Below are 25,213 nucleotides of genomic sequence, written 5' to 3' on the forward strand. Positions count from 1 at the left end.
TCAAACCATGCCTAAGAACCCGGTCGCCATCAGCGACATCCTCAAGTACAAACTCGTCAGCGATCCACAGTTTTCGCCCGACGGGTCCTCCATTTTGTTCACCCTCAAGCACACCTCTGAGAAATTCAAAGGTGTCACCAACCTCTGGACGGTCGACCTCAAAGGCAATCAGCGCGCGTGGACTCACGGCGAAGGCGGCGCGGGACACGGCAGATGGTCTCCCGATGGTAGCTCCATCGCCTTCATCTCGGGCCGAGAGAAGCCCGCACCCCAAATTTTCCTTCTTCCCACCGACGGTGGAGAGGCGCGACCGCTTACCCAGCTCGAAGAGGGATCGCTTGCGGGATTCAAGTGGTCTCCGGATGGTCAGTCGATCGCATTCCTCTTCCGGCCCACACACCCGGACCGCACCGAGAAGGCACGCAAGGCACGCGAAGAGAGCGGAGCCAGCACTCCGCCCTGGGAGATTGACGACCTTTGGTACCGGCTGGATGGGGACGGCTACTTTGGCGGTCAACGTCACGCGCTGTACATCGTCGACGTCGCGACGGGCCAAACCACAAAGCTCTACGACCGATCTCCCTCGGGTCACATGGAGTTCGATTGGGCTCCCGATAGCGCGAGGCTGGTGGTGTCGCACCCAGTTGATCCGAACTTCCTGGCGCAGAGGACGAACGATCAACTCTTCTTGGTGAACCTTGAAGGCGACTGGTACCAACTCCCAGGCATACCCGCGTCGTCGAAAGGCACGCTGGCCTGGTCACCCGACGGCGAGCACATTGCGTATCTTTCCAGCCCGAATGACGAGACCGACTGGGGAACCAGCAACCGCAGGCTGTACCTGGTCTCGGCGGAAGGTGGTGCCCCCCGTTGCCTGACCGAGAGCGACGACTACTGTCTGAGCGTAATGACCCTCAGCGACACGCGCGATGCCGTCAGCGACGGGCTGGTGAAGTGGTCACCGGACTCGAAGTCGATCTACGTCTGTGTGGGTTGGCATGGAGAGACCCAACTAGGCCGAGTCGACGTCGCGAAGGGCGGCGTGAAGCTCGTTACCAAGGGCCAGCACTGCCTCGGGCTCAGTAGCCTCAGCACCGACGGCAAGAGCTTCGCCGCGACGCGATCAACCGCGACGACAATCTCCGACATCGTCGTGATTGGAACCGAGAAGGGGGATTATCAGACCCTCACCGCGGTGAACAAGGAGTATCTGGACTCCACTCACATCGTCGAGCCTACCGAGATATGGCTCGATGGCGAGGATGGCGTCAAGGTCCACGCTTGGGTCATGCACCCGCCCACCCGCAAGGCTTCCAAGAAGGGTCCAGCGATCCTGCAGATTCATGGCGGGCCCCACACTCAGTACGGCTGGGCGTTCTTCCATGAGTTCCAGGTGCTGGCCGCACAAGGCTACACGGTGGTGTACTCAAACCCACGCGGAAGCAAGGGTTACGGCCAAGCATTCTGCGAGGCTATCAAGGGGAACTGGGGAGATCGCGACTGGGCCGACATCCAAACCGTTACCCGCGCGATGCAGTACATGCCGCAAGTGCATTCGGGCCAGATGGGTGTCATGGGCGGCAGCTACGGCGGTTACATGACGAACTGGGCTGTCGGACACACCCACGACTTCAAGGCGGCGATCACCGACCGATGCGTGAGCAACATCGTCTCGATGTCCGGGAATAGCGACTTCCCGTTCAATGGCGACGAATACTTTGGTGGCTGCAGCTACGGCTCGCACGAACGGATTCGCGGTCTGTGGCAACAGTCCCCGATTGCCTACTTCGAAGGCGTCAAGACGCCGATGCTGATCATCCACAGCGAGGGCGACTTGCGATGCAACGTCGAGCAAGGCGAACAAGTCTTCGCGGCCCTGCGACTGCAGAACGTGGAAGCGCGCTTCGTCCGCTATCCTTCGAATACAAGCCACGGGCTCTCGCGCAGCGGCCCCGCCGACTTGCGGATGCACCGCCTGAACGAAATCGTGCGGTGGTGGGAACGACACCTGAAGGCAAAGAAATAGCAGAATGGCTCGCAGACCACCGGTCTGCGAGCCATTCTGCGGTCGCTTGTTTGGCTTATTCAGCCGGTGCGATGACGACGCGGCGGTTCGGCTCTTCGCCTTCGCTGTAGGTCGTGATCCCTTCCATCTCCACCAACGCTCGGTGGACGAGGCGTCGCTCGAAGGCGGGAAGCGCGTCGAGGACGGCCTCTTCTTTGCGCTCCAGAACCTGCTCGGCGATGGTCGCGGCAAGATTGGCCAATGCCTCTTCGCGTCGGGCGCGGTAGTTGTTGCCGTCGAGGGTGGCGCGGACGCCGTTGCCCAGTTGCTTGCCAGCGATGACGTTGACGAGATACTGGAGATTGTTCAGGACCTCGCCGTGCTTGCCAACGAGGTAGGCCACGTCCTTGCCATCGATCTCGATGTTCACGTAGCGACCGTTCAGGCTAAGCGGCTGTACGCTTGCTTCGAGGCCAGAAAGCTCGAGAATCTGGTTGATGAGGTCGCAAAGCGCCTCACCGTCGGCTTCGGTCGCCACAACTTCGACTTCAGTGTCGTCACCATCGGCATCCGACTCAACGGCCTGGGGCTTCTCGGCCTTCGCAGGCTTAGCGGCCTTTGCTGCGGGCTTTGCGGCCCTGGGGGCGGGCTTTGCCTTAGGTGCGGGTGCTTCTACCTCGACTTCGGCGGCGGGCTCAGCGGCCTTCTCGGCCTTGGGCGCACGACCGCGCGGCTTCTTCTCGGCTTTCGGCTCGTCCGAACCGGCTTCGGCGCGAACCTTCAGCGAGGCCTTGCCAAAAAGACCCTTGGTCTCTTCGAGCACGGTCACCACGATCTGGTCGGCGCTGACTCCCAGCTTCTCGGCAGCCGTCTTCTTCGCCTCTTCAACACTCTTCACGGTCAGTTCAATCGATTGCATAGTTTCTCCTCGGGAAATCGTACTAGGCTTTCTTGCCCTTTGGCTTTTGGGCCTTTGGCCCACCGGTCTTACCAAACAGACCATTCGTCGTCACACCGTTTCCGTCATGGGTCGGTGTGGGGAAGACACCGCCGCCCGGCGCGTTCAACTTTTGCAGCGGCGGCAGAGGGATGCGGTAGGCGATGAGCGACTGGGCGGACGAGAGGACGTTCGTAAAGATCCAGTACAGAACGAAAGCGCTCGGTAGCGGGAAGAAGAACATCATGACCGTCCAAACCACGGCCAGAACGAGGCCGATGCGGCGCTGCTGCTGGGCGTTGTTGGGGTCGCTGACGGGGGCGAGCAAGGTGGTGGCAATCATCGAGATGCCGTACAGCACGATCAGGATGCTGTCAGTCTCGCCAAGACTGCGGGCAATGAAGCCGTTCGTCGCGTCGTGCATCCCTGCGTTGACCCACAAAAAGGTGCCGTTCTCGAACGAGAATCGGTAGTGCATCATGCACTGGTACACGAACAAGAACAGCGGCATCTGCAGAAGCGCGGGAAGACACCCGGCGAGCGGGTTGATGCCGTACTCCTTGTACAGCCCCATCACCTTCTGCTGGTACTCCGGAGTGTTCTTGAAAGCGCCCGAAGGGTCCTTCTTCTTGAAGGTCTCCTCCAGCTCCTTCATGAGCGGCTGAAGCTGGGTCATCCTGCGTCCGAAGATCAACTGCCGCTGCGCGAGCGGCCAGACGATGGCGCGAACGATCACGGCAAGGATGAATGCCGCAAACGCGTAGCTGAAGCCGGATACGCGGCCCGTAAGAGCGACGAGACCATCGATAAACCCGTAGCCCTGGACCAAGCCCCAGACCTTGTCCTTGCGGTACCGAGCATCAAGGTCGACTTTGATTGCCTCGTAAACCGTGGCTCCGCTGCCCATGACCTGTGGCTGGTCTTTCTTGGGCGCGAGCGCAAACTGGGTGCTCCAGGCTGCGTTCTTCTTGTGCTTGCGCTCCCAGCCGGTGAGCGTGTTGAACGCCTGCATGGAATCGTTTTGGTTGTTGTTTGCCTGCGCCCTTCGAAGGTAGGTGTCCGCCACGATGACCGCGCCAGTGACGCGGGCGAGTTCCGCATCGGCGGGCTTGATTTTGCCCGCTTTGAGTTCGGCGTCAACCTGCGACTGGTACGTGCTCGAGAGGCTCTGCACGTCATTCGCCCGCAGTTCAGTGCTTGCGGTGCGCATCTTTGCGAGCAATTCTTGACTGGTCAGACCCGCGACGCCCGCGCCTCGGTTGCCAGGATTGCACATGAGTTGCATCCCGAGGAACACCACGCTGAAGATCAGCAAGGTTTGGATGAAGGATTGTTTGGTGGGCGCAGCGGGTTTCATTTTTGAATCTGTTTACGTGGTGGAATCGGGTCGTGTCCGCCGGGATGGAAGGGATGGCATCTTAAGATACGCTTCAGTCCGATCCATGATCCCAGCAAGAGCCCGTATTCGACGATGGCTTGGCGCGTGTACTCGGAACAACTCGGTGTGTAGCGGCACGTCGCTGGCATCCAACGCGTTGACCGCTGATACAGCCGAATCAACCATTCGCCGAGTCGCCTTCCCATCGTGACGTGAGCTTTTCTGACATCGCGGAGATTTCACTGCAAAGCGTCTTCAAGGGCACTCGGAGCGAATCGCCACCCACCGACACGACCCAGTCAAATTGCGTGTATCGGTGCAGGTTGCAAGCACGGGCCACTTCACGAGCGCGGCGCTTGATGCGATTTCTCCGGGCATGGCATCCGATTGATTTGCTCGTTGCGATCCCAACGAGGCCACTTCCAGGCAAAGACATGAGTCGGAAAGAGGGAGATCTTTCGCGCTTGCCCTCCCGGAAAACCATGTCAAATTGTGCTTTGCGGGGTCCCTTTATCGAGTGGTCCGCGCCGCAAGTCGATGGCGGCCTTTCGTGCGGCGTCGCTTGAGCGTGTTCTGGCCATCTTGCGTGCGCATTCGGACAAGAAATCCGTGCGTCTTGTGCTTGTGGCGATTGTTCGGTTGGTAAGTGCGCTTCATCTTCGGTACCGGTCCTTAAATTAACCCTCTAAAGATACCCCATCCCCTGGGCTCGGGTCTAGTTCGGGGCTAGGTCCTGCATCAACGCAGTGATGGTTCCCGCAAATTGCCGATCGCGCTCGATCATTTCGCTGATCTTCTGGTGCGCATGCATCATCGAGGTGTGGTCGCGGTCACCGCACTGGTTCCCGATGTGCTTCCAGCTATCGCCGGAAATCTCTCGCATGAGATACACGGCGACGTGTCGGGCATGCACGACGGGCGCTTTGCGTGAAGGGCTCTCGATCTCAGCCACCGAAATTTTGTAGTACTTCCCGACCATCTCCATCACCTGGCGGAAGCCCGGCTTGGCGTGGGACATCGATTGGTAGTACTGCTCGACGACGGCCTTCGCGAGCTCAGCGGTGATCTCGGTGCGCTCAAGGCTTGCCATGACCGCGATGCGCGTGAGCGCCCCTTCGAGCACGCGAACGTTTCCGTTCACATTGCCCGCCAGGTACAGCGCCACCTCGGGAGACAGGTTGAGACTTTCCTCAGCGGCCTTGCTAAGCAGGATCGCCGCGCGAGTCTCGGTATCCGGCGACTGGACATCGACCAGCAACCCCGACTCGAATCGGCTCCGCAGACGCTCATCTAAGCTGAAGAGCTGACGGGGAGCGCGGTCCGCACACAACACGATCTGGCGACCCAGTTGGTGCAGATAGTTGAACGTGTGGAAAACCTCTTCCTGAGTGCGCTCGCGGCCAATGATCGACTGGATATCGTCCACAAGCCAAACGTTCACACTGCGCTGGCTGCGGCGGAACTGATCGATCCGGTTGGACTGCACCGCCTGCACGTACTCTTCGGCAAAGAACTGGGCGGGCACATACGACACCTTGGCGCGAGGATCGCGCTGGAGAATGTCGTGCGCAATTGCGTGCATGAGGTGGGTCTTTCCCAGCCCGCTAGATCCGTAGATAAAGAGCGGATTCATGCGTGCGCCCGGCTCACTGGCTACCGCTCGGGCTCCAGCGACCGCCATGCGATTGCACTGGCCCACGACCAAATTCTCGAATCGGTACTTCGGATTCGGTCGGAAGCTCGGCTCGTCGGCCCGAATGGTGGAAGTCGCCACTGCGGCCGGCGCGACCGACGACTCACTTCGATCGCGGGCCACGGTGTGGAACTCAATGGTCACTTCCTCTCCCAGTGAGTCGCCAAGAACCTCTTGCAGTCGGCCCAGGTACTTGCTGCGAACCCACTCGGCGACGAACGCGCCGGCTGCGTGCATCTCGATCACACCATTGTTGAAAGAGATGGGGATAAGTGGGCGAACAAACTTATTCAGGTGCGCTTTGGGCACCTCATTGGCGAGTACTTTGAGAGTGTGCTCCCATGCGTTGCGCAGGCGAATGCTCTCTTCGTGCTCGTCCAATGTGTACTGTTTTCCCATCCCTTCACTACCCTCTGAGGCTGGCATTTCCACCGGCCTGGAGAGAGGATTATACACAGGGTGGACAGTTTGTGGAGACTTCTCCACCGCTGTTTACGGTCACTGGGCCATGTTCTCATACTTTTTCGCATACCCACGCCCATGCAGAAAAATATTTCTTGCTTTTTCGACGATATTCGTGCTGTTTCACGGCTTTTCTCTGCATCAGTAAGTTCAAACAGATCATCCATCACTATTTGTTCGGAACCCGGATAATATGTTGGGGTGGGAATGCGCGTTTTGGGGGTACTTGCTGGTCGAGATGTCCAGCCCTCCAGGGTCAAAGAGTGGGCAGAACTGGCCGATTGGGTGATCGCTGCCGACGGTGCCGCTGACATGTTCTCCCAGTTGGAGCGCCCCCCACATATCATCATTGGCGACATGGACTCCATGACAATCGAGTCGAACGTGGAGCGGATCGTCATCCCCGATCAAAGCCATTCCGATTGCGACAAGTTGCTACGCCACGTCGAAGCACTCGGCCATACGGACATCACGCTCATCGGCCTTGAGGGCGACCGGTTTGATCATGTCCTCGCCTCCTTGAGCTCTGCGGTGCATTCCAATCTTGGCGTGCGCGTGATCTTGCGCACCGGTCAGGCCATCCTCATTCGCCATGGCGACGTGCGTCAGATCGCGGCCCGGAAGGGCCAGACGGTGTCACTTATCCCCTATCCCGAGTGCACGGTCGAGGAGTTCTCCGGAGTGCAGTGGCCACTGCGGCGAGTCGACCTACGGCTCGGCGCATCTTTGAGCCTGTCAAACGTGGCGATCGAACCACCGATCTCCGTTAGCCTCACGCGAGGGCACGCCTGGCTGATACTCAGCGAGCCGGTGGAATCACCCGCAGCATGGTGAATTTTGCAGCGCTCGATTGGATTGTCCTCGGTGGGTTCGTTGCGCTGCTGTTGGGGATCGGGATGCTGACTCGGGCGAAGGACGGTACCGTTCTCGGCTACCTCTCGGCGGGGCGTGGGCTGAGCCTCCCCGCCTTCGTCGCCACGCTAGTCAGCACTTGGTACGGCGGCATCTTGGGAGTCGGCGAGAGTGTCAGCTACTACGGTTACGGAACCCTTGTGCTCATGGGCGTGCCGTACTACGTCTTCGGATTCATCTACGCGGTCTTCTTGAGCAAGCGAGTGCGCGCCGCGGACCAGATTTCGATCCCCGAGCGATTCGCAGCAGTGTATGGTCCGCGAGCAGGAGTGCTTGGCGGCGTGCTGATGTTTCTGCTGAGCGTGCCCGCTGCCCATGTGCTCATGCTTGGGGTGCTCATCCAAGTCATCTTCGGCTGGAGCCTCCTCGTATGCGTGACCGTCTCCGCCGTCCTGGGATTGGCGCTGCTCATGCGCGGAGGCCTGTTGGCCGACGTCCGGATCGCGGTCCCAGCGTTCCTGATGATGTACATCGGATTCGCGGCGCTTGTCGGCTCTAACATGCTCCAAGAGTCGCCACTCGTCGCATGGTCGCGGCTTCCGGAGTCCTCACGCACCTGGGATGGCGGCACCGGTTGGCCGTTTGTGCTGAGCTTTTTCATCCTGGGCGCGTGGACGTTGGTGGACCCTGGGTTCCACCAACGAGCCGCCAGCGCTCGCGACCCTGGAACCGCTCGAACAGGGGTCCTGGTTTCGGTCGGGTGCTGGATGCTTTTCGATCTCCTCAGTATCGGCGCCGCACTCTATGCGCTCTCTCGGCTCGGCCAGACTCCCCCCGATCCGATGCACATCTATCCCGCGGCGAGTGCACTGGTCCCGCACGGAGTGCGAGGACTGTTCTTCTGCGGGATTCTCGGCACGGTCGTGAGCGCCTATGCGGGGTATCTGCTCGTCGCGGGCGGCTCGTTCGGGCGGGAATGCATCGCCCGCGCTTTGAAGCTGGTCGACGATTCGCAGATCAAGCGATGGGTCCAGGCGGGAACAGTGATCGCTGCTTGCCTCGCATGGGGCCTCGCACTGAGTGTTCAGTCGGTCGTAAACCTTTGGTATTCGTGGGCGGGCTCGATCGTCGGGGCGATGCTGATTCCTACGCTAATGGCATACCGAGGGCGATCCGACCTACGGTCCATGGAACGGGCGGTCGTGGTCGCGACGACCATGGGTTTTCTGCTTGCGCTCGGCTGGATGATCTTCGGACTGCGAACCGGGAATCCTTTTCTCTCCATCGCCCATGTGAACGGTCGCTGGATGTTGCCGGGATTGTCCGGTTCTGAACCGATGGAGGCGACCATCGCGTCTAGTCAACAAATCAGTATCGGCACACTGCTGCCCGGGCTCGTGCTCAGCAGCGCAATCCTGTGGGTTGGGGCCCGAATTCGCCAAAATCGAGATGAACCATGAACGACGAAACGGTAACAGAGCTTGAAGAAACGCCAGAAACGGTGCAAACCGATGAGTCTATTGATGCGCCCGTAATGGCCGCTACCGCGGCCGCCACGCTGACTTTGGTGCGCAACGGTGCACCGACTGACGAAATTTTCCCCATCGGCGCATCGGCGACGATTGGCCGCTTCGACCCCAGTCTTGGCCCCATCGACGTCGACCTGGCAACCATTCCCGAGGGGAGCTATGTGAGCCGCAAGCATGCCGTCATCACCTGTGAGGCAAGTGTTTGGAAGGTTGTCGATTTGGGATCGAGCAACGGCACGTTTGTTCGTCGCGCCGACTTTGAGAAGGTCGAGGCAGCTGAATTGACGGACGGCACTGAGATTGCATTTGGCAACGCACGGTTTGTCTTCAACGTCACCGAAGTCACGGCACCCGAAGATTGAGAATAACGGTAGAATAAGCAACTGGGCGACCAGTTTCGGGTGGAGCGATGGCCACCCCTCTCACTGTTTTCTGAAGGGTTATAGCATGGTTTACCGGCCACTGCGATACGAGCAGATGATGAAGGCGGCCGAGCATCTTGATGTTCGTGCGCGTCGAATGTTTAACGGTATGGGCATCTATACCGGTGAGAAAATGTTTGCGTTTTTGGCTGGTGAAGACATCGGTTTGAAGCTCTGCCCCGAGGACCTTGAAGAGGCGCTCCTACTTCCCGGAGCCGAGTTGCTGCGCACCGAAGGTAGTTCGGAACCCATGAAGGAGTACGTCCGCATGCCACGCAACGTACTCGACAACTACGACGCCTTCACGCACTGGGTCCAGAAGAGCGCAGAATACGCGCAACGGAAGCGCATGAACTGAACCCCGACTTTCGGGTAACAATGGGGTGGTACCGCTGATGATGCTGGAGGAGTCCCCATTCTAAGCAAGATTGCAATTATTACCAGCGGTGGCGATGCCCCGGGCATGAACGCTGCGATTCGTGGCGCGGTGCGTGCGGGCCTTGGGCGCGGAGTCGAGGTCTGCGGGTTCGTTCACGGCTACCAAGGGATCATCGAAGACGAGTTCATGAACCTGGACTCGAAGTCCGTCGGTGGGATCATCGACCGTGGCGGCACCATCCTACGCACCGCCCGTAGCAAGGCGTTCATGACTCCCGACGGGCGCAAGACCGCCTACAACAACCTTTTGAGCCACGACATCGAAGGGCTCGTTGTCATCGGGGGTGACGGTTCGCTCACGGGTGCTCGCACCCTCGCCGATGAGTTCAACTTCCCTGTGATGGGCGTCCCGGGTTCGATCGACAACGATATCGCGGGCACCGATTTCTCGATTGGTTTTGACACGGCCGTTAACACGGCCATGGAAGCGATTGACAAGGTTCGCGACACCGCGTACTCGCACGAGCGGGTCTTTGTCATCGAGGTTATGGGTCGGAGAAACGGCTTCATCGCCCTCGAAGTGGGGCTCGCGGCAGGTGCCGAAGCGGTCATCATCCCCGAGGTCCCCTACTCAATTCTGGACATTTGCGACTCACTGAAAGCCATGCATGATCGCGGAAAGCGGTCCAGCATCATCGTCGTCGCAGAAGGCGCGGCTCGGGCGAGCGACATCAAAGACTTCATCACCAAGAGCACAGGATTCGAGGCCCGCTACCTCGTGCTGGGGCACATGCAGCGAGGCGGGAGCCCCACTGGATTTGACCGCGTGCTTGGTCTGCGGTTGGGTGCGTTCGCCGCGAACCGCCTCATTAGCGGATTCAAAGGCGAGATGGTGGGCGTGGACGGGAGCAAACTCGTCAGCCACCCGATCAGCTACGTACTCTCCAGCGAAAGGACGATTGAGGCCGAGAAACTCTTCCTCGTTGAGGTCATGGCACGGTGATCCTCACGCTCACGCTCAACCCGAGCGTGGACAGAACGTTGTTCATCGACACGCTCAAACCAGGGGACACCAATCGGGTCCGCAAAGTGGAAACCGACGCAGGTGGCAAGGGGATCAACCTCTCTCGAGTGGCGACCGAAATGGGAGGGCGTACCACGGCGCTCGGCCTCGTCGGGGGCCCCCATGGAGCATGCATCCACCACGTCCTGCACGACGAGGGTGTCCCAAACGCTTTCACCCCCATTGCTTTCGACACCCGGATTAACATCAATATCGAGAGCGACTCGGGTGAGCCGCCGACCACGTTCAACGCCCCGGGACCGGAAGTCAGCCCTGACGAATGGGAGGCACTGCTCCTTGCCCTACGCGGCCATCTGGGAGGCGCAACCTGGGTGGCAATGGGCGGGTCGCTCCCCCCTGGGGTTCCCGTCGACGCATACCGAATCCTGGGTGAGATTGTGAGTAGCAGCGGCAAGCCGTGGCTCCTTGACGCCGACGGCGATCCAATGAAGCTCGGCATGGAGTCGGGTCCGACGATGGTGAAGCCAAACAGTCACGAGGCCGCCCGACTGTTGGGCCATCCTGTCGAATCTGACGCTGATGCGATCGGCGCTGCGCGCGAACTCCATCGCAGACTGGGTCCGGCAAGTGTGGCGATCATCAGTCGCGGCGCGAGAGGGGCCGTGCTCGCGTGCGTCGAAGGTACTTTCCTCGGGCGGTCGCCCCAAGTCGTTGCGCGTAGCACCGTTGGGAGCGGCGACTCTCTCCTCGCGGGCATCCTGACGAAACGGGATGCCGGTGCGCCGTGGGCGGACGCCCTGCAATGGGGTCTGGCCGCGGGGGCCGCGACCGCAACGACCGGAGGAGCAGAGATTGCCCGTATGAATGTCATCGAGCTTTTGTACGATGAGGCGAGCGTGGAGATCGTGCATTGAAGCTCGGGCGGCTTCCGCTCGACGGACCCCTCGTGCTCGCGCCGATGACCACTTACTCGGGTGAGGCGAATGGCGACGCGAGCCAGGGCGAACTGGCGCACTACCGGCGGCGCAGTCCCGGTTACGGTGCAGTGATGACCGCCGCTTGCTACGTACATCCGCGCGGCAAGGCGTTCCCGGGCCAATGGGGCTGCGAGAGCGTTGTGCGCATCCCGAGCATGCGCGCCGTGGCACAGTCGATCCATGCGGGGGGATCAAAGGCGATTCTGCAGATCCACCATGGCGGCCGGATGTGTCCGGGAGCAGTCTGCGGCGGTGTCCCGCTTGCACCCAGCGCGATCCCTGCCCCGCGCGACGGAGCTGAGGCCCCACAGGCGATGACGGACGACGAGATCGCCGAAGTCATCCGCGCATTCGGGCAAGCCGCTCGCCGGGCCGTTGATTCAGGATTCGACGCGGTCGAGATTCACGGCGCAAACACCTATCTCTTGCAGCAGTTCGTTTCACCTCACTCGAACCGTCGTGAGGATGCATGGGGCACCGACCGCACTCGGTTCTCCATCGAGGTCCTGCGTGCGGTCAAGCAGGACGCGCCGAACCTACCCGTTGGCTACCGATTCTCGCCGGAAGAACTCGAGACGCCCGGAATCCGGCTCGAGGACACCACACGATTGTTGGATCGGCTCTGCGAAGAAAGGCTCGATTTCCTCCACATCTCTTTGCGACACTACGCCCAGCTTCCGGCCGAGTCGCAGTCCGAATCTGCCACCCTCTTGTCACGGTGCCTTGCGGCCATCGGCGGGCGAGTGCCTCTCATCGCGGTTGGCTCGGTTCGGACCGCGAAAGATGTCGCAGCGTGTCTGGAGGCGGGCGCGGCGGCGGTGGCCATCGGCAAGGCTGGCATTACCGATCCTGACTTCCCTGAGAAAATCGGGCGACAACAAATCCCCGATTTACTCTTCCCGCGTGAGGGAGCGGCGAGCCGGCTATCGCTGCCGCAGGGGTTAGTTGACCGAATCTTGGGTGCGCCCGGCTGGTTCGAAATCGAACCCTAATCCCCGTCTCTCTAAGTTCAAAACTGGACGATCACGGTACCGTCCCGGTACAATAGCCTACTAGTTCGCTATGCGAGATGCTTTTATTGATAGTTTGTCGCGACTTGCGGAGCAGGATGATCGAATCTTACTCATCACAGGAGACCTCGGCTTTGGTGTCCTGAACGATTTTGCCGCTCGATTTCCGAAGCAATTCCTGAACGCAGGGGTCGCCGAACAGAATATGACCTTGATGGCCAGCGGCATGGGCATGGACGGGCGAACCGTCTTTACTTACTCCATCGGTAACTTCCCGACCCTGCGCGCCCTGGAGATGATCCGCAACGACGCGTGCTACCACAACGCGAACGTCAAGGTGGTTTGCATCGGCGGCGGATTCAGTTACGGCCAACTCGGAATCTCGCACCACGCGACCGAGGACTTGGCCATTCTGCGCGCGCTGCCGAACATCACCGTCGTCGCCCCCGGCGATGACTACGAAACGGTCGAGGCGACCAAAGCGATCACTGCGCTCCCGGGCACTTGCTACTTGCGACTTGATCGGGCATCGATGACGGTGGAATCCACCACGGGCGAACCGTTCGTCCTCGGACGCGCGCGGACGGTGCGACGCGGCGACGACGTGACTCTCATGTCCACGGGCGGCATGCTCGGCGAAGCGATGAAGGCTGCGGAACTGCTGGCGAAGCAGGGCATCGAGTGCTCGGTCGTGAGCATGCACACGCTTAAGCCGCTGGATACCGACGCCATCCGCGACGCGGTGGAGAACACCCCCTTGCTGGTAACGCTGGAAGAGCACGTTGTGGAAGGTGGGCTTGCGGGTGCGGTCTCGGAGACCTGCCTGGAGAACGGCTGGATCCCGCGCGGATTCGTCCGGATCGGATTGCAGAGCAAATTCAGCAGCATCGTCGGTGACCAAGACTATCTGCGCGCGCAATACGGCCTCGATGCATTGGCAGTCTCGAAGAGGGTGCTGGAGAAGATGGAAAGCATGGTGACAGCAAGCCGATGAGCGCAACGATGACGGACCGACATTCGGCATTCACGAGCGTTACCGAGATGCCCGGCCACGGCAGTACCGCCGAAAGTCTGAGCATGCTGGTAACGCGCTACACCCTCGCTGCCGAACTCGCTGCCGGTCGCGACGTCCTCGATATTGCCTGCGGGCCGGGAATGGGGCTCGGGATGGTGGCCGCGACGGCCAAGAGCGTGGTCGCAGGAGACTATGACCCGGACATGGTCGCCCAAGCCGCAGCAACCTATGGCGATCGGTTGACCATACGTCGCTTGGATGCGATGGACCTCGATTTCCTTGCCGAGTCTTTCGACCTCGTGCTCATCATGGAGTCGCTGTACTTCATGCCCGACCCGAAGCAAGTGATCCGCAATGCAGCAACGGTTCTGCGACCCGGGGGCAAGCTGCTGGTCGTTTCGGCGAACTCGGAGTGGACGAACTTCAACCCGGCACCGTTTTCGACCCGTTACCTGACGCTGAGCGAAATCGCCAAGGAGATGGAAACGAACGGCCTGACACCCGACTGTCGGGTAGGGTACGAAGAGCAGAAGAAAAGTCTGAAGGGTCGGATCTTAAGCGGGATCCGGAAGTTCGCGGTGAAGATGAATTTGATTCCCAAAACGATGGGGGGCAAGGAGCTGCTGAAGCGTCTAATGCATGGGACGCTCATTCCACTCCCTGCCGAACTCAAGCCGACGGATGCCGAGGCGCACATGCCCGAACCCGTCGCTCCGACTTTTCAACCGGTCCGGCACAAAGTGATCACCATCATCGGCACGAAGCCGTAACGAGTCCAAGGCATCAAGGATGAACCACCCAATACGAAGCAATCCGGAGAACGAAGCACCGAGGAACCTGGCGGCCATCATGGCCAAACCGGGCTGGCGATGGGCGCGCTTCTTTCGTGACATCGCAACAGACTTGATCCTTATCGCGATCGCGCTGGTCGTGGCAACGGGGCTCGCGCACCAGTTCGTGTATCCAGACGCGATCACAAATCTCCTTGCCCGTTACGGCCTGGTGTTGTCTGGCGTGTTCGGCTTGCTCCTGCTGTGGCGCGGTGCGCACCGCATCAATGCGCGCTACCTAAGCATGGTTGACTTCGTGAACCTGGCTCTGGTGGTCGGAATGGGCAGCGCGGTGTTCGCACTCCTCGTCCGCCTGGATCCGACGCTTCACAGTTACCCGGGTGAAATTCTCACGCCAATCCTCTTCGGCTTCATTTCGCTCACCATGCTGAGTGGGATTCGCGTGCTGCATCGCCACGTGAACTGGCAGTTCCCGATCGGCAACACACGCAAGATCAAGCGACGCCGCACCATGATCGTGGGCGCAGGCGACGCCGGTGACCTGATCGTCCGGGAGATGAATCGCTCGTCGCACTCCGAGCATATCGCCGTATTGTTTGTGGATGACGATCCTTCCAAGATTGGACTCTCAATCCATGGCGTGAAGGTGGTCGGCCCGACCGCGCAGATCCCTTACCTTGCGACCGAGTTCAACATCGACGACATCATCCTCGCGATCCCCTCGGCCGATGGCACCACCATGCGTCGCCTGGTTGAGCTGTGCGACCGAGCCGAAGTGCGACTTCGCATCCTCCCGCCGGTGACACAGATTTTCCGCCCCGAGCACGGCCTCAAGTACCAGTTGCGCGAAGTGGGCATCGAGGACTTGCTGCGCCGCGAACCGATCACTGCCGACCCCAAGATCGCCGAAGCCTATATTAGCGCCGAGACCGTCCTGGTCACGGGGGGTGGCGGCTCGATCGGGAGCGAGCTCGCCCGCCAGATCGCCCGCTTGTCGCCAGCAAATCTCGTGCTCGTCGGTAAGGGCGAGAACTCGGTTTACGAGATCGAGCAAGAGTTGATCCAGACGCTTGGATTCGCGCCGACGTGTGTCATCGCTGACGTCCGAGACAGGCAGATGATGGAGAACATCTTCGTCGCCTACAAGCCAACCGTCATCTTCCACGCGGCCGCTCATAAGCACGTCCCGCTTATGCAAGGGAACAGTGTCGAGGCGATCAAGAACAACGTCTTTGGCACCGAGATTCTTTGCGACCTTGCAGTGCGCCATGGTGTACGCAAGTTTGTATATATTTCTACCGACAAAGCGGTTCGACCGAGCAGCGTGATGGGCGCGACCAAGCGTGTGGGCGAAATCATCGTCCGCTCGTACGCTCAGCGCAGCGAAACGCAGTTCGCCATCGTGCGATTTGGCAACGTCTTGGGGAGCCGAGGCTCGCTTGTCCCTGTTTTGGAGCGCCAAATTCGGCGCGGTGGCCCGGTCCGACTTACGCACCCAGACATGACTCGGTACTTCATGACCATTCCCGAGGCCGTGCAACTCATCCTGCAAGCGGGAGCGATGGGATCGACTGCCGAGCTCTTCATCCTCGACATGGGCGAGCCGATCAAGATCGTCGATCTGGCTCGTGACCTCATTCGACTGCACGGGTTGGTGCCTAATGAGGACATTGAAGTGCAGTTCACCGGCGTCCGCCCGGGCGAGAAGACGCACGAAGAGTTGGTATATTCGGACGAACAACTTGAAGCGACCAGTCACCCCAAAATTCGGGTCGTGGCCCAGCCGAAGGCGGTCAACCAAGAGTGGCTACGCACGGAGCTGGAGCACCTGCGGGAGCTCATGGGGCGCGGAAACTCCGAGGAACTGCGCCAGTCGCTCATGGAGCTCGCATGGGGCAAATCGACGGTCCCGTACCAATTTGCCGCCGTTGACGTACAACTCGACGAGGCCGAGGCGGTTGCGACCGAAGACGATGCCTGAGCCCGCCATACCCGTGCCGGTCGTCGTTGAGACGGGAGCAACCGTCCCCGGCTACGCGACCGCAGGAGCGGCAGGAGCGGACGTCTGCACAAAGATCGATTTTGTCTTGCAACCGATGGAACGAAAAACCGTTCCGACGGGTCTAAGAGTTGCTGTTCCGGCAGGCTATGAGCTGCAAGTTCGTCCGCGATCTGGGCTTGCAAGTCGGCTTGGACTCAGCATGGTAAACACGCCGGGAACCATCGACAGCGACTACCGAGGGGAGATCGGACTCATTTTGATCAACCTCGGCGAATCGCCCATCGAGATCCGGGCGGGCGAGCGCGTGGCTCAAATGGTTCTCTGTCCGGTTGCTCGGGCGGAATTCACACCGGTCGCTTCGCTCGATGACACAGAACGTGGAGAGAGTGGATTTGGCAGCACAGGAACCAACTAGCGAAACTTGTCCGCAGTGCCTGAACCTGGTGACGCGGCCTTACCGAGAGTGCCACGAGACCGGATGCCCCATGGCGGACGCGGATGTCCATACCGGCGGTGACTTCCAGGTCGGCCCGGAACTTGCTCGCGCCAACCTTCAGCGAATGCGCGGAGACTACGACGGCGCGACCGGAACCTGCCTCTCGATCCTCAAGCGCTTACCGGGCAGCTTTGCCGCGCACTCTCTTTTGGGCGACATCTATTCTGAGCGTGGAGACCTCGAGCATGCCAGCGAATGGTACGAACTCGCCATCGATCTGCACCCCGAGGACCAGCCGGTGCGCGAGAAACTGGAGTCGATCAAGACCCGCATCAAGCAGCGACACTCGGCCAGCACGAGCGCTCAGCTTGGCATCGCTGCTCCCGAACCGCGAGTGAGGGCGCTCACTTGGGCAGCCGTCGTGTTCACCGCTCTGGTGGCCGTCCTCGCGTTCATCGCGGGTCGGATGTTCAAGAGCTCGAAGGTCGGCGACTACACGACCCCCATCGCCATTACCCAGTCGGCATCTCAGCCTGCGGACGAGGCTTCGGAGCCTCCGAAGACGGCCGCTCCATTGGAAACTCCAGCGATGAACAAGTCCGCCGACGTTCCCCGTGACGAGATCCTCACGCGCCCGCTCGCCTCCCCCAAGCCGGAGGTCGACCTTGCCATCCTAGAGAAGGTGCGTGAGCAACTGGTCGAGTCCAAGCGCGTCATCGATGCTCAGCGCGAGGTGCGCTCCCTGGCGATCATGATCACCGCGACCGCCAGCGCAACCGAAGATCTGAAATCGCTGTGCGCGCGCATGGCGGCCGATGCACTGGACATCGTGGACGATGCTCCGCGAGTCACCATGCGTTTGGTGTCCGGACCCAAAATGCTTTTCGTCGCGGACATGGCCCGCGAGGATCTCAAAAAACTTCGTGAAACGGTCAATCGCCCCAGCGATTCCGACCTTGTGAGCATCTTGCGTAACGTTTGGCCTGTACCGGACGCGGCGGCAAACGGGTAACTTCACCGGACAAACAGGTCCAGTATGCGACTCGGCGTCCAACTCTACACCCTACGAAATCTGCTCGAAGAAGACTTGCTCGGCACGCTCCTGGCGGTGCGCGAGTGCGGCTATCGGTTTGTTGAGCTCGCGGGGACGCATGGACACACGCCGAAGAAGCTCAAAACCGCCTTGGACAAAGCAGGCCTGAACCCAGTCTCGATGCATGCCGACGTCAAGCTCGACGGGAGTAACGTCGCCAAGCTCGTCAAGGACGCCCAGTTCTACGGCTGCAAGTACGTGGTACTGCCGTGGCTGGGGAAGGAGCACTATGAGTCCGGTTGGGCGGCGGTGGGGCAAGCGCTTGAGCCGATCGGCCAGAAACTGGCCGACGTAGGCCTGACGCTTTGCTACCACAACCACCAGTTCGAGTTTGGCGAAGACGCTGATGGTGGGATCGGCCTCGACAACCTCTACGCAGCCGCCGATGCGCAGTTCCTAAAGGCCGAGATCGACACCTACTGGGTGGAGTACGCTGGGTTCGAGGCAGGCGCGGAAATCCGAAAGGTCAAGCGGCGGATGCCGCTCGTGCACTTCAAAGACTTGAGTGCCGGCGAGGACAAGAAGGAGTGCGCCCCCGGGAGCGGCATCTTGAGTTGGCCGTCCATCCTCTTTACCTGCTACGAAGCCGGGGCCGAGTACGCTTTTGTTGAGATCGACAATCCTGCCGATGCGCTTGCCGAAATCCGGTCCGGATTCCAGTTCGTCACGAACCTCGGCGTGAGCTACTAGGCGTTCAGTAACACGCGCTCGGCGAGGATCACGGCGACGAAGTCGTCAATCGGCTCGGGCGGCACCTGAAGCGTCGAGGGCAGGAGCCTTCGCCAGCCGGATCGCTTGTTGTGAACCCAGTAGCGGGCGCGCGCCTCGTGCGAAGTGTTGTGCTCATCCACCACCATGAGTGCAACCCCAGGGAGTTCTTCTCGCAGGCGGCGCTGAAGGTCACTGGACTTGGTCCCGTTCCCGATGACCACCAGAGTGGGGCCGCGAAGTGAAAACGCTTCGCGCACAGCCTCGTCGACGCTCTCAACCGGGCAAACCTTGCGCCACAGGATATCGAGTTTCTCTTCGCCAACCCGCTCGACCAGGGCCATGCCGATCTTGCTGGAACCGGGATCCATAGCCAGAATGATCCTTCCGGTCATCGCAACCTCAATTCAAATCGGACGGGGCCAGCAGACCGAATTGCGCCGGACGCCAGCACTTGAAGACGAATTCGACGGTTTTGCGCGCGGATTTCCTGCGCGAGCTCCAGCACCCGGGCCTGACTCACCTGACCAAAGGGATCGCCACGCCCAGCTACCGGGATGACTCCGTCCCGATCCAGTACGAACGGGAGCTGAGTCGCGAGCCACTGGGTCATCGTGTCGAGGACCTCCCGCTCGCTACGGTCGCCTTCGATGCGAGTTTCAGCGATAATCGCGCCGGGCTGGTAGATCACGCGGTTGGCACGGAGGGAGTACCGCAGCGGCACCGACTCGCCTTTGAACGAATTCCAGACCGCGCTCAAAATCAGCACCATCGGCTCGGACTGCCGCACCATCTCTTCACGAAGGAAGGTGCGTTGCCGCTCGGGAGTCACCAACCGCTCGCCTTCGCCGATCGTGTGAAAGTCAGCGGCTTTGTACAGGATGGAATCGGCTGCTCCGCGCTCGCGTGCGGACTTTGCAGCGGAGCGCAGCGCCTCGGCGATCGCGGCGTCGGCTTCGGGGTAAGTCATCGCGGCGGGGAGTTCACGGCGAACGACCTCATCGTTCATCGAGTAGATGAGCCCGCCGACGCGGGCCACGCCAGCGTTCTCGCGCAGTTGCCGTGCTTTCTCTTCGAGCGCCCGCGCTTGGACCTCGATGTCGGTCAGCCTAGCCTCGGCGTCGCGAATGAGCGACTCCTTCTCGGCGAGTTGCTTGCCCGTAAGCTCGAACTGCCGATCGAACTCGGCCTGCGCGAGCCGAAGGTCTTCCCGTGCCTGGGTCTTCTCCGTGTCCAGCCTGCGCGCTTCTCGCGTCAACGAATCGACTTCCGCATTCACCTTGCTGAGTTGGGTGTTGTACGAAACGATGTCGCGCTTGAGAACCCTCAAGTTGCTGGCGAAGACTCCGTTCTCCTGCTGCAACCGGCCGGACTGAGTGCGCAGCGAAGCCAGCGTCGATTGAACGCGGTTGACGGTGGATTGGAGTGAACCGAGTCGCGCTCGTAGCGCTCCGCCTTGAGTCTGAAGCTCCTTGATTCGTGCTTGGCGCTGACCAAGGTCGGTGCGGGCGGTCTTGAGTTGCTTCTCAGCGGCGATCCGCTGCGCCTCGATCTGGTCTGCGGTGCGTTGGAGCTTGGTCAAATCTGACTTGGCCGCGCTCAGATCGCTCTTGGCAGTGACCAGCCCGGCTTGAACCCGATCTCGCTCGGAGATGAGTTGCGAGCCTTCGCGCAAGATGGTCCGAAGGTCTTGACTCGAGAACGCGAGCATCGCAGTCGTGATCAGCGGAATCAGGAAGCCAGCCAAGGTGATGAAGACGGTGGCAGTGTGCTTGGGTCGCATCCGAAAGATGGAAAGCCGCTTCTTGCCGATGGCGCGCCCCATGTTATCGGCCAGCAATGCCACGACTGCGCCGACGAAGCAGAAGACCAAGATCAGGCCAGCGCTTACTATGTTCATGGGTTAGGCATTCTTCCTCTGAATAGTGAACAGCGCGACGGCCAGTCCAATTCCCAGCGGCAAGAAACTGGCCAACCACGCGGGAATCGCTCCGCCGCGCGCCCAAATCGACATGAAATTGGTGAGCAGCAGGTAGCCGAAGATGATAATAACGCTGAGCCAAAAGCCAACCGCCGCGCCGGTGCGGTGGTTGCGGATGCCCAGCGGAGCGCCGACCAGCGCGTAAATGAGTGCGGCGAGCGGGATGGCGATCTTGTTCCAGTAGCCGAACTCAAGATTCGCCACGGTATCGGCTGGGGCATTGATCTTTCGCTGATTTTCGATTTGGCGGCTGATCTCACGCATGCTCAGGGAATCAAGGTCCTTGAGATCGCCCGCGAGCAGGTCTTGGTCGGTGAAAGTGGGGCGCGGGACTGAGCCTGGCCACGCATCGGTGAAGGTCGCGGTGACTCCTTTGTCGCTGATGAGCTTGGCCTTGCCCACGACACGCCAGCCTTGGTCCGGATTGAGCTTGCCCTTGGTGAGGTCAAAGACCATCCGATCCGCGGTGAGCAGGAGGTTTGGCACCTCATCTTTGTCATAGAAGACGATTGCGACGTTATCGAGCGCCCGATCGGCAATGTTAAAATTCTTGGCCGCCACCATGCCGGTGAGCTTTCCTTTCTCGAAGATGGGATAGCTCGTCGGTCGCACGCTTTGGCCGTCAATTTGGGTGACGATCTTCTCTTTCAACGCGGTCGCGCTGTAGCTCGCCTGCGGGACCAGGAACTCCGTGATCAAGAACGCAAGGAGCGAGACGGCCGCGCCAAAGATCGCGACCGGCACCATGATCCGCCCCAGGCTTGTCCCTGCCGCGCGCATCGCCACGATCTCGCTCTCTCCGCTGAGCCGCCCAAAGGAGAGCAACGCGGCGAGAAGCACTGCCATGGGAAAAGTCTTCGCCATGACGCCGGGAGTCAATAGGGTGGCCAGCTTGGTGACCGTCCACATGTCCACACCCTTAGCCAGGTACGCCGTGAGTTGGAACAGGAAAGAGCCCGCCATGATCAGCGTCGTGAAGATGGCGACGCCAAAGACCCACGGGCCGATGATCTCGCCGAGCACAAGGCGGTCGATGCGCTTCAAGCGCCGTCAACCTCCCGATGCTCGAATTGCTGGCCAAGATAGAATTTGCGAACATCGTCCATCGCAGTGATCTCACTTGCCGTGCCGTGCGCGATGATCTCGCCGTCGATGAGGATATTGTTGCGGTCTGTGATGCGGAGCGTTGCGCCGACATTGTGGTCGGTGATCAGAATCCCGATTCCCCGCGATTTGAGTTTGCTGATGATCGCCTGGATCTCTTCGATGGTCACTGGGTCGATGCCGGTGAACGGTTCGTCGAGGAGGATGAAGTGCGGTTCGGTGGCCATGGCCCGCGCGATCTCTACTCGCCGCCGCTCGCCACCCGAGAGCACTCCGGCCGTTCGGTCGAGCAGCGCCGAGATGTGCAGCTCAGCAGCAAGCTCGTCGATTTTCTCGGCGATTGCGGCCTTGCCAGCGCCGTTCATTTCCATCACGAGACGAATGTTGTCGGCAACACTCAGACGTCGGAAGACGCTCGTTTCCTGCGGCAGGTAGCCAATCCCAGCGCGCGCGCGCTGGTACATGGGCCACTTGGTGATGGTCTTGCCGTCCAGCTTCACGGTCCCCTCGTTCGGTTTGACAAGGCCAGTGATCATGTAGAAGGTAGTGGTTTTGCCCGCGCCATTGGGTCCCAGGAGCCCCACGACCTCACCCGTCTCAAATTCGAACGAGACCTCGTTGACAACGCGCCGCGACTTGTAGATCTTGACGAGCCCTTCAGCAGTGATCTTCACGGATTTTTCGCTCCCGGCTTTTCGGTCACTTCGCTGGTGCCCTCACCGATGAGCTCGACCTTGCCGACGAGCCCCTGCGCATTGAGCATCACGACGGCCTTCTTGCAGCGGGTGTTGCCGAAGAGGGCGGAGTCTTCGCCCGTGAAGCGAACGTTCCCGTCGAGCGTGATCCGCGCGGCACCCCCGTCCAGAGATTCGTAGACCAGAGCGTCGCTGGTGCCGTCCACGCGCAGCGGATTCACCTTGCCGTCCTTGCCTTTGCGTTGCTCGTAGAGGGTCAGTCGCACTGGGCCGCGCATCGTCATGGAGCGCAAGGCGGTGTTGCTCGATTCGCTCAAGGGGGTCATGGACACGGTCGCTCCCGATCCGCCAATCGTCAAGTCCTGAAACCCGTCGATCGTGCTTCGCACGGTAACGGCCCCCTTTGCCACGAGCGTACTCTCGCTCGCGCCTTCCGTCCAGTCAACTGCAGAAGCATCGACTTGGGTCTTGCGCGAGCCTTCCGCGGATTGCCCCGACATCGTCGCAACCACCGGGCCCGAAATCTCGATGCCGCGTAAAGGTGCTTTGGTCTGAGTTCCGAACGGAGCGAGCCGTACGCGAGCGGACGAGCCGGTCAGCACCACCGAGCGGTCTTTCGCCCCGGCGCCGTCCAAAGTGTTGGTGATCTTCACTTTGCCGGGCAGGGTCGCCACGCTCTCACCGCTGCCCGCGACGTAGTCCATGCGTTCGGACTCCATGGCGAGCGTCCGGCGTCCGGTCGCGAGTTCGTTGACGATGGTCGCATCGAGGTCGCCACTGAAGGTCGCGGTTGAGAGCTCGAATCCTCCGCCATCGGCAGCGAGCGCCTTCCCTTCGGCACGACGGGCGAGGACGGTGAGGTTTTGCTTGCGCCAGAATCCCTTGAATCGGGGCGCCCCTTCGACCGTGAAGTGCATCGCATCCGAGACAAGCTCCCGGCTGACCGACTTGAAATTGTCGATAGCCATATCGGCGACACGGTTCTCGGCCTGCCCCGCCAGGGATGTGGTGAGGGCGACTGCCAGAATGGGCAGTGCGGCGTTTCGTCGCATCGCGTTTTGCTTCATCGTTTCGATCTCTCTCTTGAAGACGTCCGGGGTTCCCACCCTGCGCATGTCGGCGGTCGCAAGCATCGCGGGCAATGGACCCACGTTGTACGACTTGCTAACGATCCGGACATTTCCGCGCGCCTCGATCAGTTGGTAAGCGTCGAGGTATCGCACGGAGTCGGCGGACAAGGCGAGGTCGCCACCCACCTGCTTTATATGAACCCCGGGCGACAGACTGAGAACGCCCGCTTTTTGGTCCGCAACTGCCTTTGGGGCGGAAAAGGTGCTGCCCTCAGTGCCGTCCTGGTAGAGGCTCCCGGTGACCTGATCAAACTGCCCGGCGGCACGGCCTTCTCCATCCAGCGAGACGCCTCCAGTGCTCCACTTGACGGTCCACAAGGATTTCCCTTCCGGAGAAGTCTGAGTCATTGCTCCAGCGCCGGTGTTCACCTTGCGCGCAGGCTCGCTCGCGGTGGCCGACGACTCGGGCTTCACTTCAGGCTTGGGAGCGGTCGGCTTCGCGCCGCAGCCGCACAGCATGAAGAGCGCGGCGCAGGCCAGCGCGCCGCCGCTAGTCCACAACGCGCAAGCCTCCCGATCGGCGGGCAAAACGACCCGTATGCTGGCCAGCAAGCTGCCCGCATGCGGCGGCGATGTCGTGCCCCCGTTCCACACGCTCGGTCACGTTGCAGCCGCGACTCTCCAAGTAGCCTTTGAATCGGCGCACGTTCTCGCGCGTGGGTCGTTTGAATCCCTGACCCGTGTCCACCCAGTTGAACGGGATGATGTTGATGACGTTGGGTACGCCCTTCACGAGCTTGGCCAGGGCGTCCGCCTGCTCCCGCGAATCGTTGACCCCTTGAATCAGCAGGTACTCGATCGTGATCTTGCGTCCCGTCGCCTCGTGGTAGGTCCGCATGGTGGCGAAGACTTCGGCCACCGGCCACTTGTGATTGACGGGCATGAGTCGCGAACGGACCTCGTCAACCGCCGAGTGGAGCGACAGCGCAAGGTGAATGGGGAGTTTGTGCTCGGCGAGTTTGAGTATCTGGGGAGCGAGACCGACGGTGGAGACGGTGATGTGACGCAGGCTGAGGCCCACTTCATCGTGCATGAGGTGAATCGTCTTGAGCAGATTGTCCAGGTTGAGGAGCGGCTCGCCCATCCCCATAAAGACCACGTGGCTCAAGCGGCGCTCGGTAAGTGACTGGAGAAGCAAGTACTGACCGATGATCTCGCTGACCTCTAGGTTGCGATCGAAGCCGCCAAGACCCGTTGCGCAGAAGGTGCAGCCCATCGGACAGCCGACCTGGGTCGAGAGGCAGCAGCTCACGCGATCTTGGTAAGGAAGCAGTACGCACTCAAAGACCTGCTGGTCGCCGCGGTGAACCAGGAGTTTTTCGACCCCGTCGGAGGACTTCTTGTGATCGGCGACTTGCAGTGGGCACGCCACAAACTCCGCCTCAAGCCTCGTTCGCAGTTGGACCGGCAGATCGGTCATGAGTCCAAACTCACGAACGTTCTGGCGATACAGGTTCTGCGCAAGTTGTCGGCCACGCATCTTCGGCTCTCCGAGATCGACGAGGATTTCGGACAGCTCGCGGGCGCTATGGCCCAGCAGGGCAGGCTTGGAGAGAACCATCGACAACGAATCGGAGTTTACCTGTCACCA

At 60.7% G+C, this 25,213-nt stretch carries 26 protein-coding genes; 14 read left to right on the top strand and 12 right to left on the bottom strand.

All coding sequences use genetic code 11. The annotated features are described in order from the left end of the window. Nucleotides 1–7: 7 nt before the first annotated feature. Nucleotides 8–2,026: a S9 family peptidase gene (locus JNM85_04275; protein ID MBL8087272.1), complete on the top strand. Its 2,019-nt coding sequence runs from the start codon at nucleotides 8–10 to the stop codon at nucleotides 2,024–2,026. A 55-nt stretch (nucleotides 2,027–2,081) separates the two neighbouring features. On the opposite strand, the gene JNM85_04280 is transcribed toward JNM85_04275, so the two are convergent. The 6 genes from JNM85_04280 to dnaA are packed head-to-tail and all read right to left on the bottom strand — an operon-like array spanning nucleotide 2,082 to nucleotide 6,412. Then, nucleotides 2,082–2,924 carry a KH domain-containing protein gene (locus JNM85_04280; GenBank protein MBL8087273.1) on the bottom strand — a complete coding sequence of 281 codons (843 nt, stop codon included), beginning with the start codon at nucleotides 2,922–2,924 and terminating at the stop codon, nucleotides 2,082–2,084. Between the two features lie 22 nt (nucleotides 2,925–2,946). Beyond that, nucleotides 2,947–4,299, bottom strand: a complete 1,353-nt coding sequence (locus JNM85_04285; GenBank protein ID MBL8087274.1) for a membrane protein insertase YidC — start codon at nucleotides 4,297–4,299, stop codon at nucleotides 2,947–2,949. Continuing rightward, on the bottom strand, nucleotides 4,296–4,526 hold the full coding sequence (yidD, locus tag JNM85_04290; GenBank protein ID MBL8087275.1) for a membrane protein insertion efficiency factor YidD: 231 nt from the start codon (nucleotides 4,524–4,526) through the stop codon (nucleotides 4,296–4,298). Before yidD ends, JNM85_04285 begins: the two co-directional genes overlap by 4 nt. Next, nucleotides 4,499–4,804, bottom strand: a complete 306-nt coding sequence (locus tag JNM85_04295) for a ribonuclease P protein component (GenBank protein MBL8087276.1) — start codon at nucleotides 4,802–4,804, stop codon at nucleotides 4,499–4,501. Before JNM85_04295 ends, yidD begins: the two co-directional genes overlap by 28 nt. Nucleotides 4,805–4,830: 26 nt before the next feature. Further along, complete coding sequence (rpmH, locus tag JNM85_04300) at nucleotides 4,831–4,977, bottom strand: 50S ribosomal protein L34 (protein MBL8087277.1); 147 nt, start codon at nucleotides 4,975–4,977, stop codon at nucleotides 4,831–4,833. Nucleotides 4,978–5,035: 58 nt separating this feature from the next. After that, nucleotides 5,036–6,412: a chromosomal replication initiator protein DnaA gene (dnaA, locus tag JNM85_04305; GenBank protein MBL8087278.1), complete on the bottom strand. Its 1,377-nt coding sequence runs from the start codon at nucleotides 6,410–6,412 to the stop codon at nucleotides 5,036–5,038. A gap of 270 nt (nucleotides 6,413–6,682) precedes the next feature. Between dnaA and JNM85_04310 the strand changes: the two genes are divergently transcribed. From JNM85_04310 to JNM85_04370, 13 genes are all read left to right on the top strand, one after another. Next, nucleotides 6,683–7,309 (top strand): thiamine diphosphokinase, encoded by a 627-nt coding sequence (locus JNM85_04310; protein ID MBL8087279.1) that lies wholly within the window; start codon nucleotides 6,683–6,685, stop codon nucleotides 7,307–7,309. Then, nucleotides 7,303–8,787: a hypothetical protein gene (locus JNM85_04315; GenBank protein ID MBL8087280.1), complete on the top strand. Its 1,485-nt coding sequence runs from the start codon at nucleotides 7,303–7,305 to the stop codon at nucleotides 8,785–8,787. Before JNM85_04310 ends, JNM85_04315 begins: the two co-directional genes overlap by 7 nt. Then, entirely contained in the window at nucleotides 8,784–9,218 is a 435-nt protein-coding gene (locus tag JNM85_04320; protein MBL8087281.1) for an FHA domain-containing protein, read from the top strand. The genes JNM85_04315 and JNM85_04320 overlap by 4 nt, the downstream gene beginning before the upstream one ends. An 85-nt stretch (nucleotides 9,219–9,303) precedes the next feature. After that, complete coding sequence (locus JNM85_04325) at nucleotides 9,304–9,636, top strand: TfoX/Sxy family protein (protein ID MBL8087282.1); 333 nt, start codon at nucleotides 9,304–9,306, stop codon at nucleotides 9,634–9,636. A 105-nt stretch (nucleotides 9,637–9,741) separates the two neighbouring features. Beyond that, nucleotides 9,742–10,659 carry a 6-phosphofructokinase gene (locus JNM85_04330; GenBank protein ID MBL8087283.1) on the top strand — a complete coding sequence of 306 codons (918 nt, stop codon included), beginning with the start codon at nucleotides 9,742–9,744 and terminating at the stop codon, nucleotides 10,657–10,659. Beyond that, nucleotides 10,656–11,594, top strand: a complete 939-nt coding sequence (locus tag JNM85_04335) for a 1-phosphofructokinase family hexose kinase (protein MBL8087284.1) — start codon at nucleotides 10,656–10,658, stop codon at nucleotides 11,592–11,594. The genes JNM85_04330 and JNM85_04335 overlap by 4 nt, the downstream gene beginning before the upstream one ends. Next, nucleotides 11,591–12,649, top strand: coding sequence for a hypothetical protein (locus JNM85_04340; GenBank protein ID MBL8087285.1), 1,059 nt, complete (start codon nucleotides 11,591–11,593; stop codon nucleotides 12,647–12,649). The genes JNM85_04335 and JNM85_04340 overlap by 4 nt, the downstream gene beginning before the upstream one ends. 70 nt (nucleotides 12,650–12,719) lie before the next feature. Beyond that, nucleotides 12,720–13,661 (top strand): transketolase, encoded by a 942-nt coding sequence (locus tag JNM85_04345; protein ID MBL8087286.1) that lies wholly within the window; start codon nucleotides 12,720–12,722, stop codon nucleotides 13,659–13,661. Beyond that, nucleotides 13,658–14,452 (top strand): class I SAM-dependent methyltransferase, encoded by a 795-nt coding sequence (locus JNM85_04350; protein ID MBL8087287.1) that lies wholly within the window; start codon nucleotides 13,658–13,660, stop codon nucleotides 14,450–14,452. The genes JNM85_04345 and JNM85_04350 overlap by 4 nt, the downstream gene beginning before the upstream one ends. Before the next feature lie 19 nt (nucleotides 14,453–14,471). Beyond that, nucleotides 14,472–16,454, top strand: a complete 1,983-nt coding sequence (locus JNM85_04355) for a polysaccharide biosynthesis protein (GenBank protein MBL8087288.1) — start codon at nucleotides 14,472–14,474, stop codon at nucleotides 16,452–16,454. Further along, nucleotides 16,447–16,890: a dUTP diphosphatase gene (dut, locus tag JNM85_04360; protein MBL8087289.1), complete on the top strand. Its 444-nt coding sequence runs from the start codon at nucleotides 16,447–16,449 to the stop codon at nucleotides 16,888–16,890. The genes JNM85_04355 and dut overlap by 8 nt, the downstream gene beginning before the upstream one ends. Nucleotides 16,891–16,960: 70 nt before the next feature. After that, nucleotides 16,961–17,923, top strand: coding sequence for a tetratricopeptide repeat protein (locus tag JNM85_04365; protein MBL8087290.1), 963 nt, complete (start codon nucleotides 16,961–16,963; stop codon nucleotides 17,921–17,923). Nucleotides 17,924–17,947: 24 nt separating this feature from the next. Then, nucleotides 17,948–18,694, top strand: coding sequence for a sugar phosphate isomerase/epimerase (locus JNM85_04370; protein MBL8087291.1), 747 nt, complete (start codon nucleotides 17,948–17,950; stop codon nucleotides 18,692–18,694). On the opposite strand, the gene JNM85_04375 is transcribed toward JNM85_04370, so the two are convergent. From JNM85_04375 to rlmN, 6 genes are read right to left on the bottom strand one after another with little or no spacing between them, the layout of a single operon-like run. Next, nucleotides 18,691–19,083, bottom strand: coding sequence for a hypothetical protein (locus tag JNM85_04375; protein MBL8087292.1), 393 nt, complete (start codon nucleotides 19,081–19,083; stop codon nucleotides 18,691–18,693). The genes JNM85_04370 and JNM85_04375 overlap by 4 nt on opposite strands. A gap of 20 nt (nucleotides 19,084–19,103) precedes the next feature. Next, entirely contained in the window at nucleotides 19,104–20,612 is a 1,509-nt protein-coding gene (locus JNM85_04380) for a DUF3084 domain-containing protein (protein MBL8087293.1), read from the bottom strand. A 3-nt stretch (nucleotides 20,613–20,615) separates the two neighbouring features. Then, a complete protein-coding gene (locus tag JNM85_04385; protein ID MBL8087294.1) occupies nucleotides 20,616–21,737 on the bottom strand; it encodes an LptF/LptG family permease in 1,122 nt (373 codons plus the stop codon). Then, the gene (gene lptB / locus JNM85_04390) at nucleotides 21,734–22,471 is read right to left on the bottom strand and encodes an LPS export ABC transporter ATP-binding protein (GenBank protein ID MBL8087295.1); all 738 of its coding nucleotides are present in this window, start codon (nucleotides 22,469–22,471) and stop codon (nucleotides 21,734–21,736) included. The genes JNM85_04385 and lptB overlap by 4 nt, the downstream gene beginning before the upstream one ends. Next, nucleotides 22,468–24,123 (bottom strand): hypothetical protein, encoded by a 1,656-nt coding sequence (locus JNM85_04395; GenBank protein ID MBL8087296.1) that lies wholly within the window; start codon nucleotides 24,121–24,123, stop codon nucleotides 22,468–22,470. The genes lptB and JNM85_04395 overlap by 4 nt, the downstream gene beginning before the upstream one ends. Then, nucleotides 24,113–25,189, bottom strand: a complete 1,077-nt coding sequence (rlmN, locus tag JNM85_04400) for a 23S rRNA (adenine(2503)-C(2))-methyltransferase RlmN (GenBank protein MBL8087297.1) — start codon at nucleotides 25,187–25,189, stop codon at nucleotides 24,113–24,115. Before rlmN ends, JNM85_04395 begins: the two co-directional genes overlap by 11 nt. Nucleotides 25,190–25,213 lie beyond the last annotated feature (24 nt).

It is taken from the genome of Chthonomonas sp. (assembly GCA_016788115.1).
Classification (GTDB): Bacteria; Armatimonadota; Fimbriimonadia; order Fimbriimonadales; family Fimbriimonadaceae; genus UBA2391.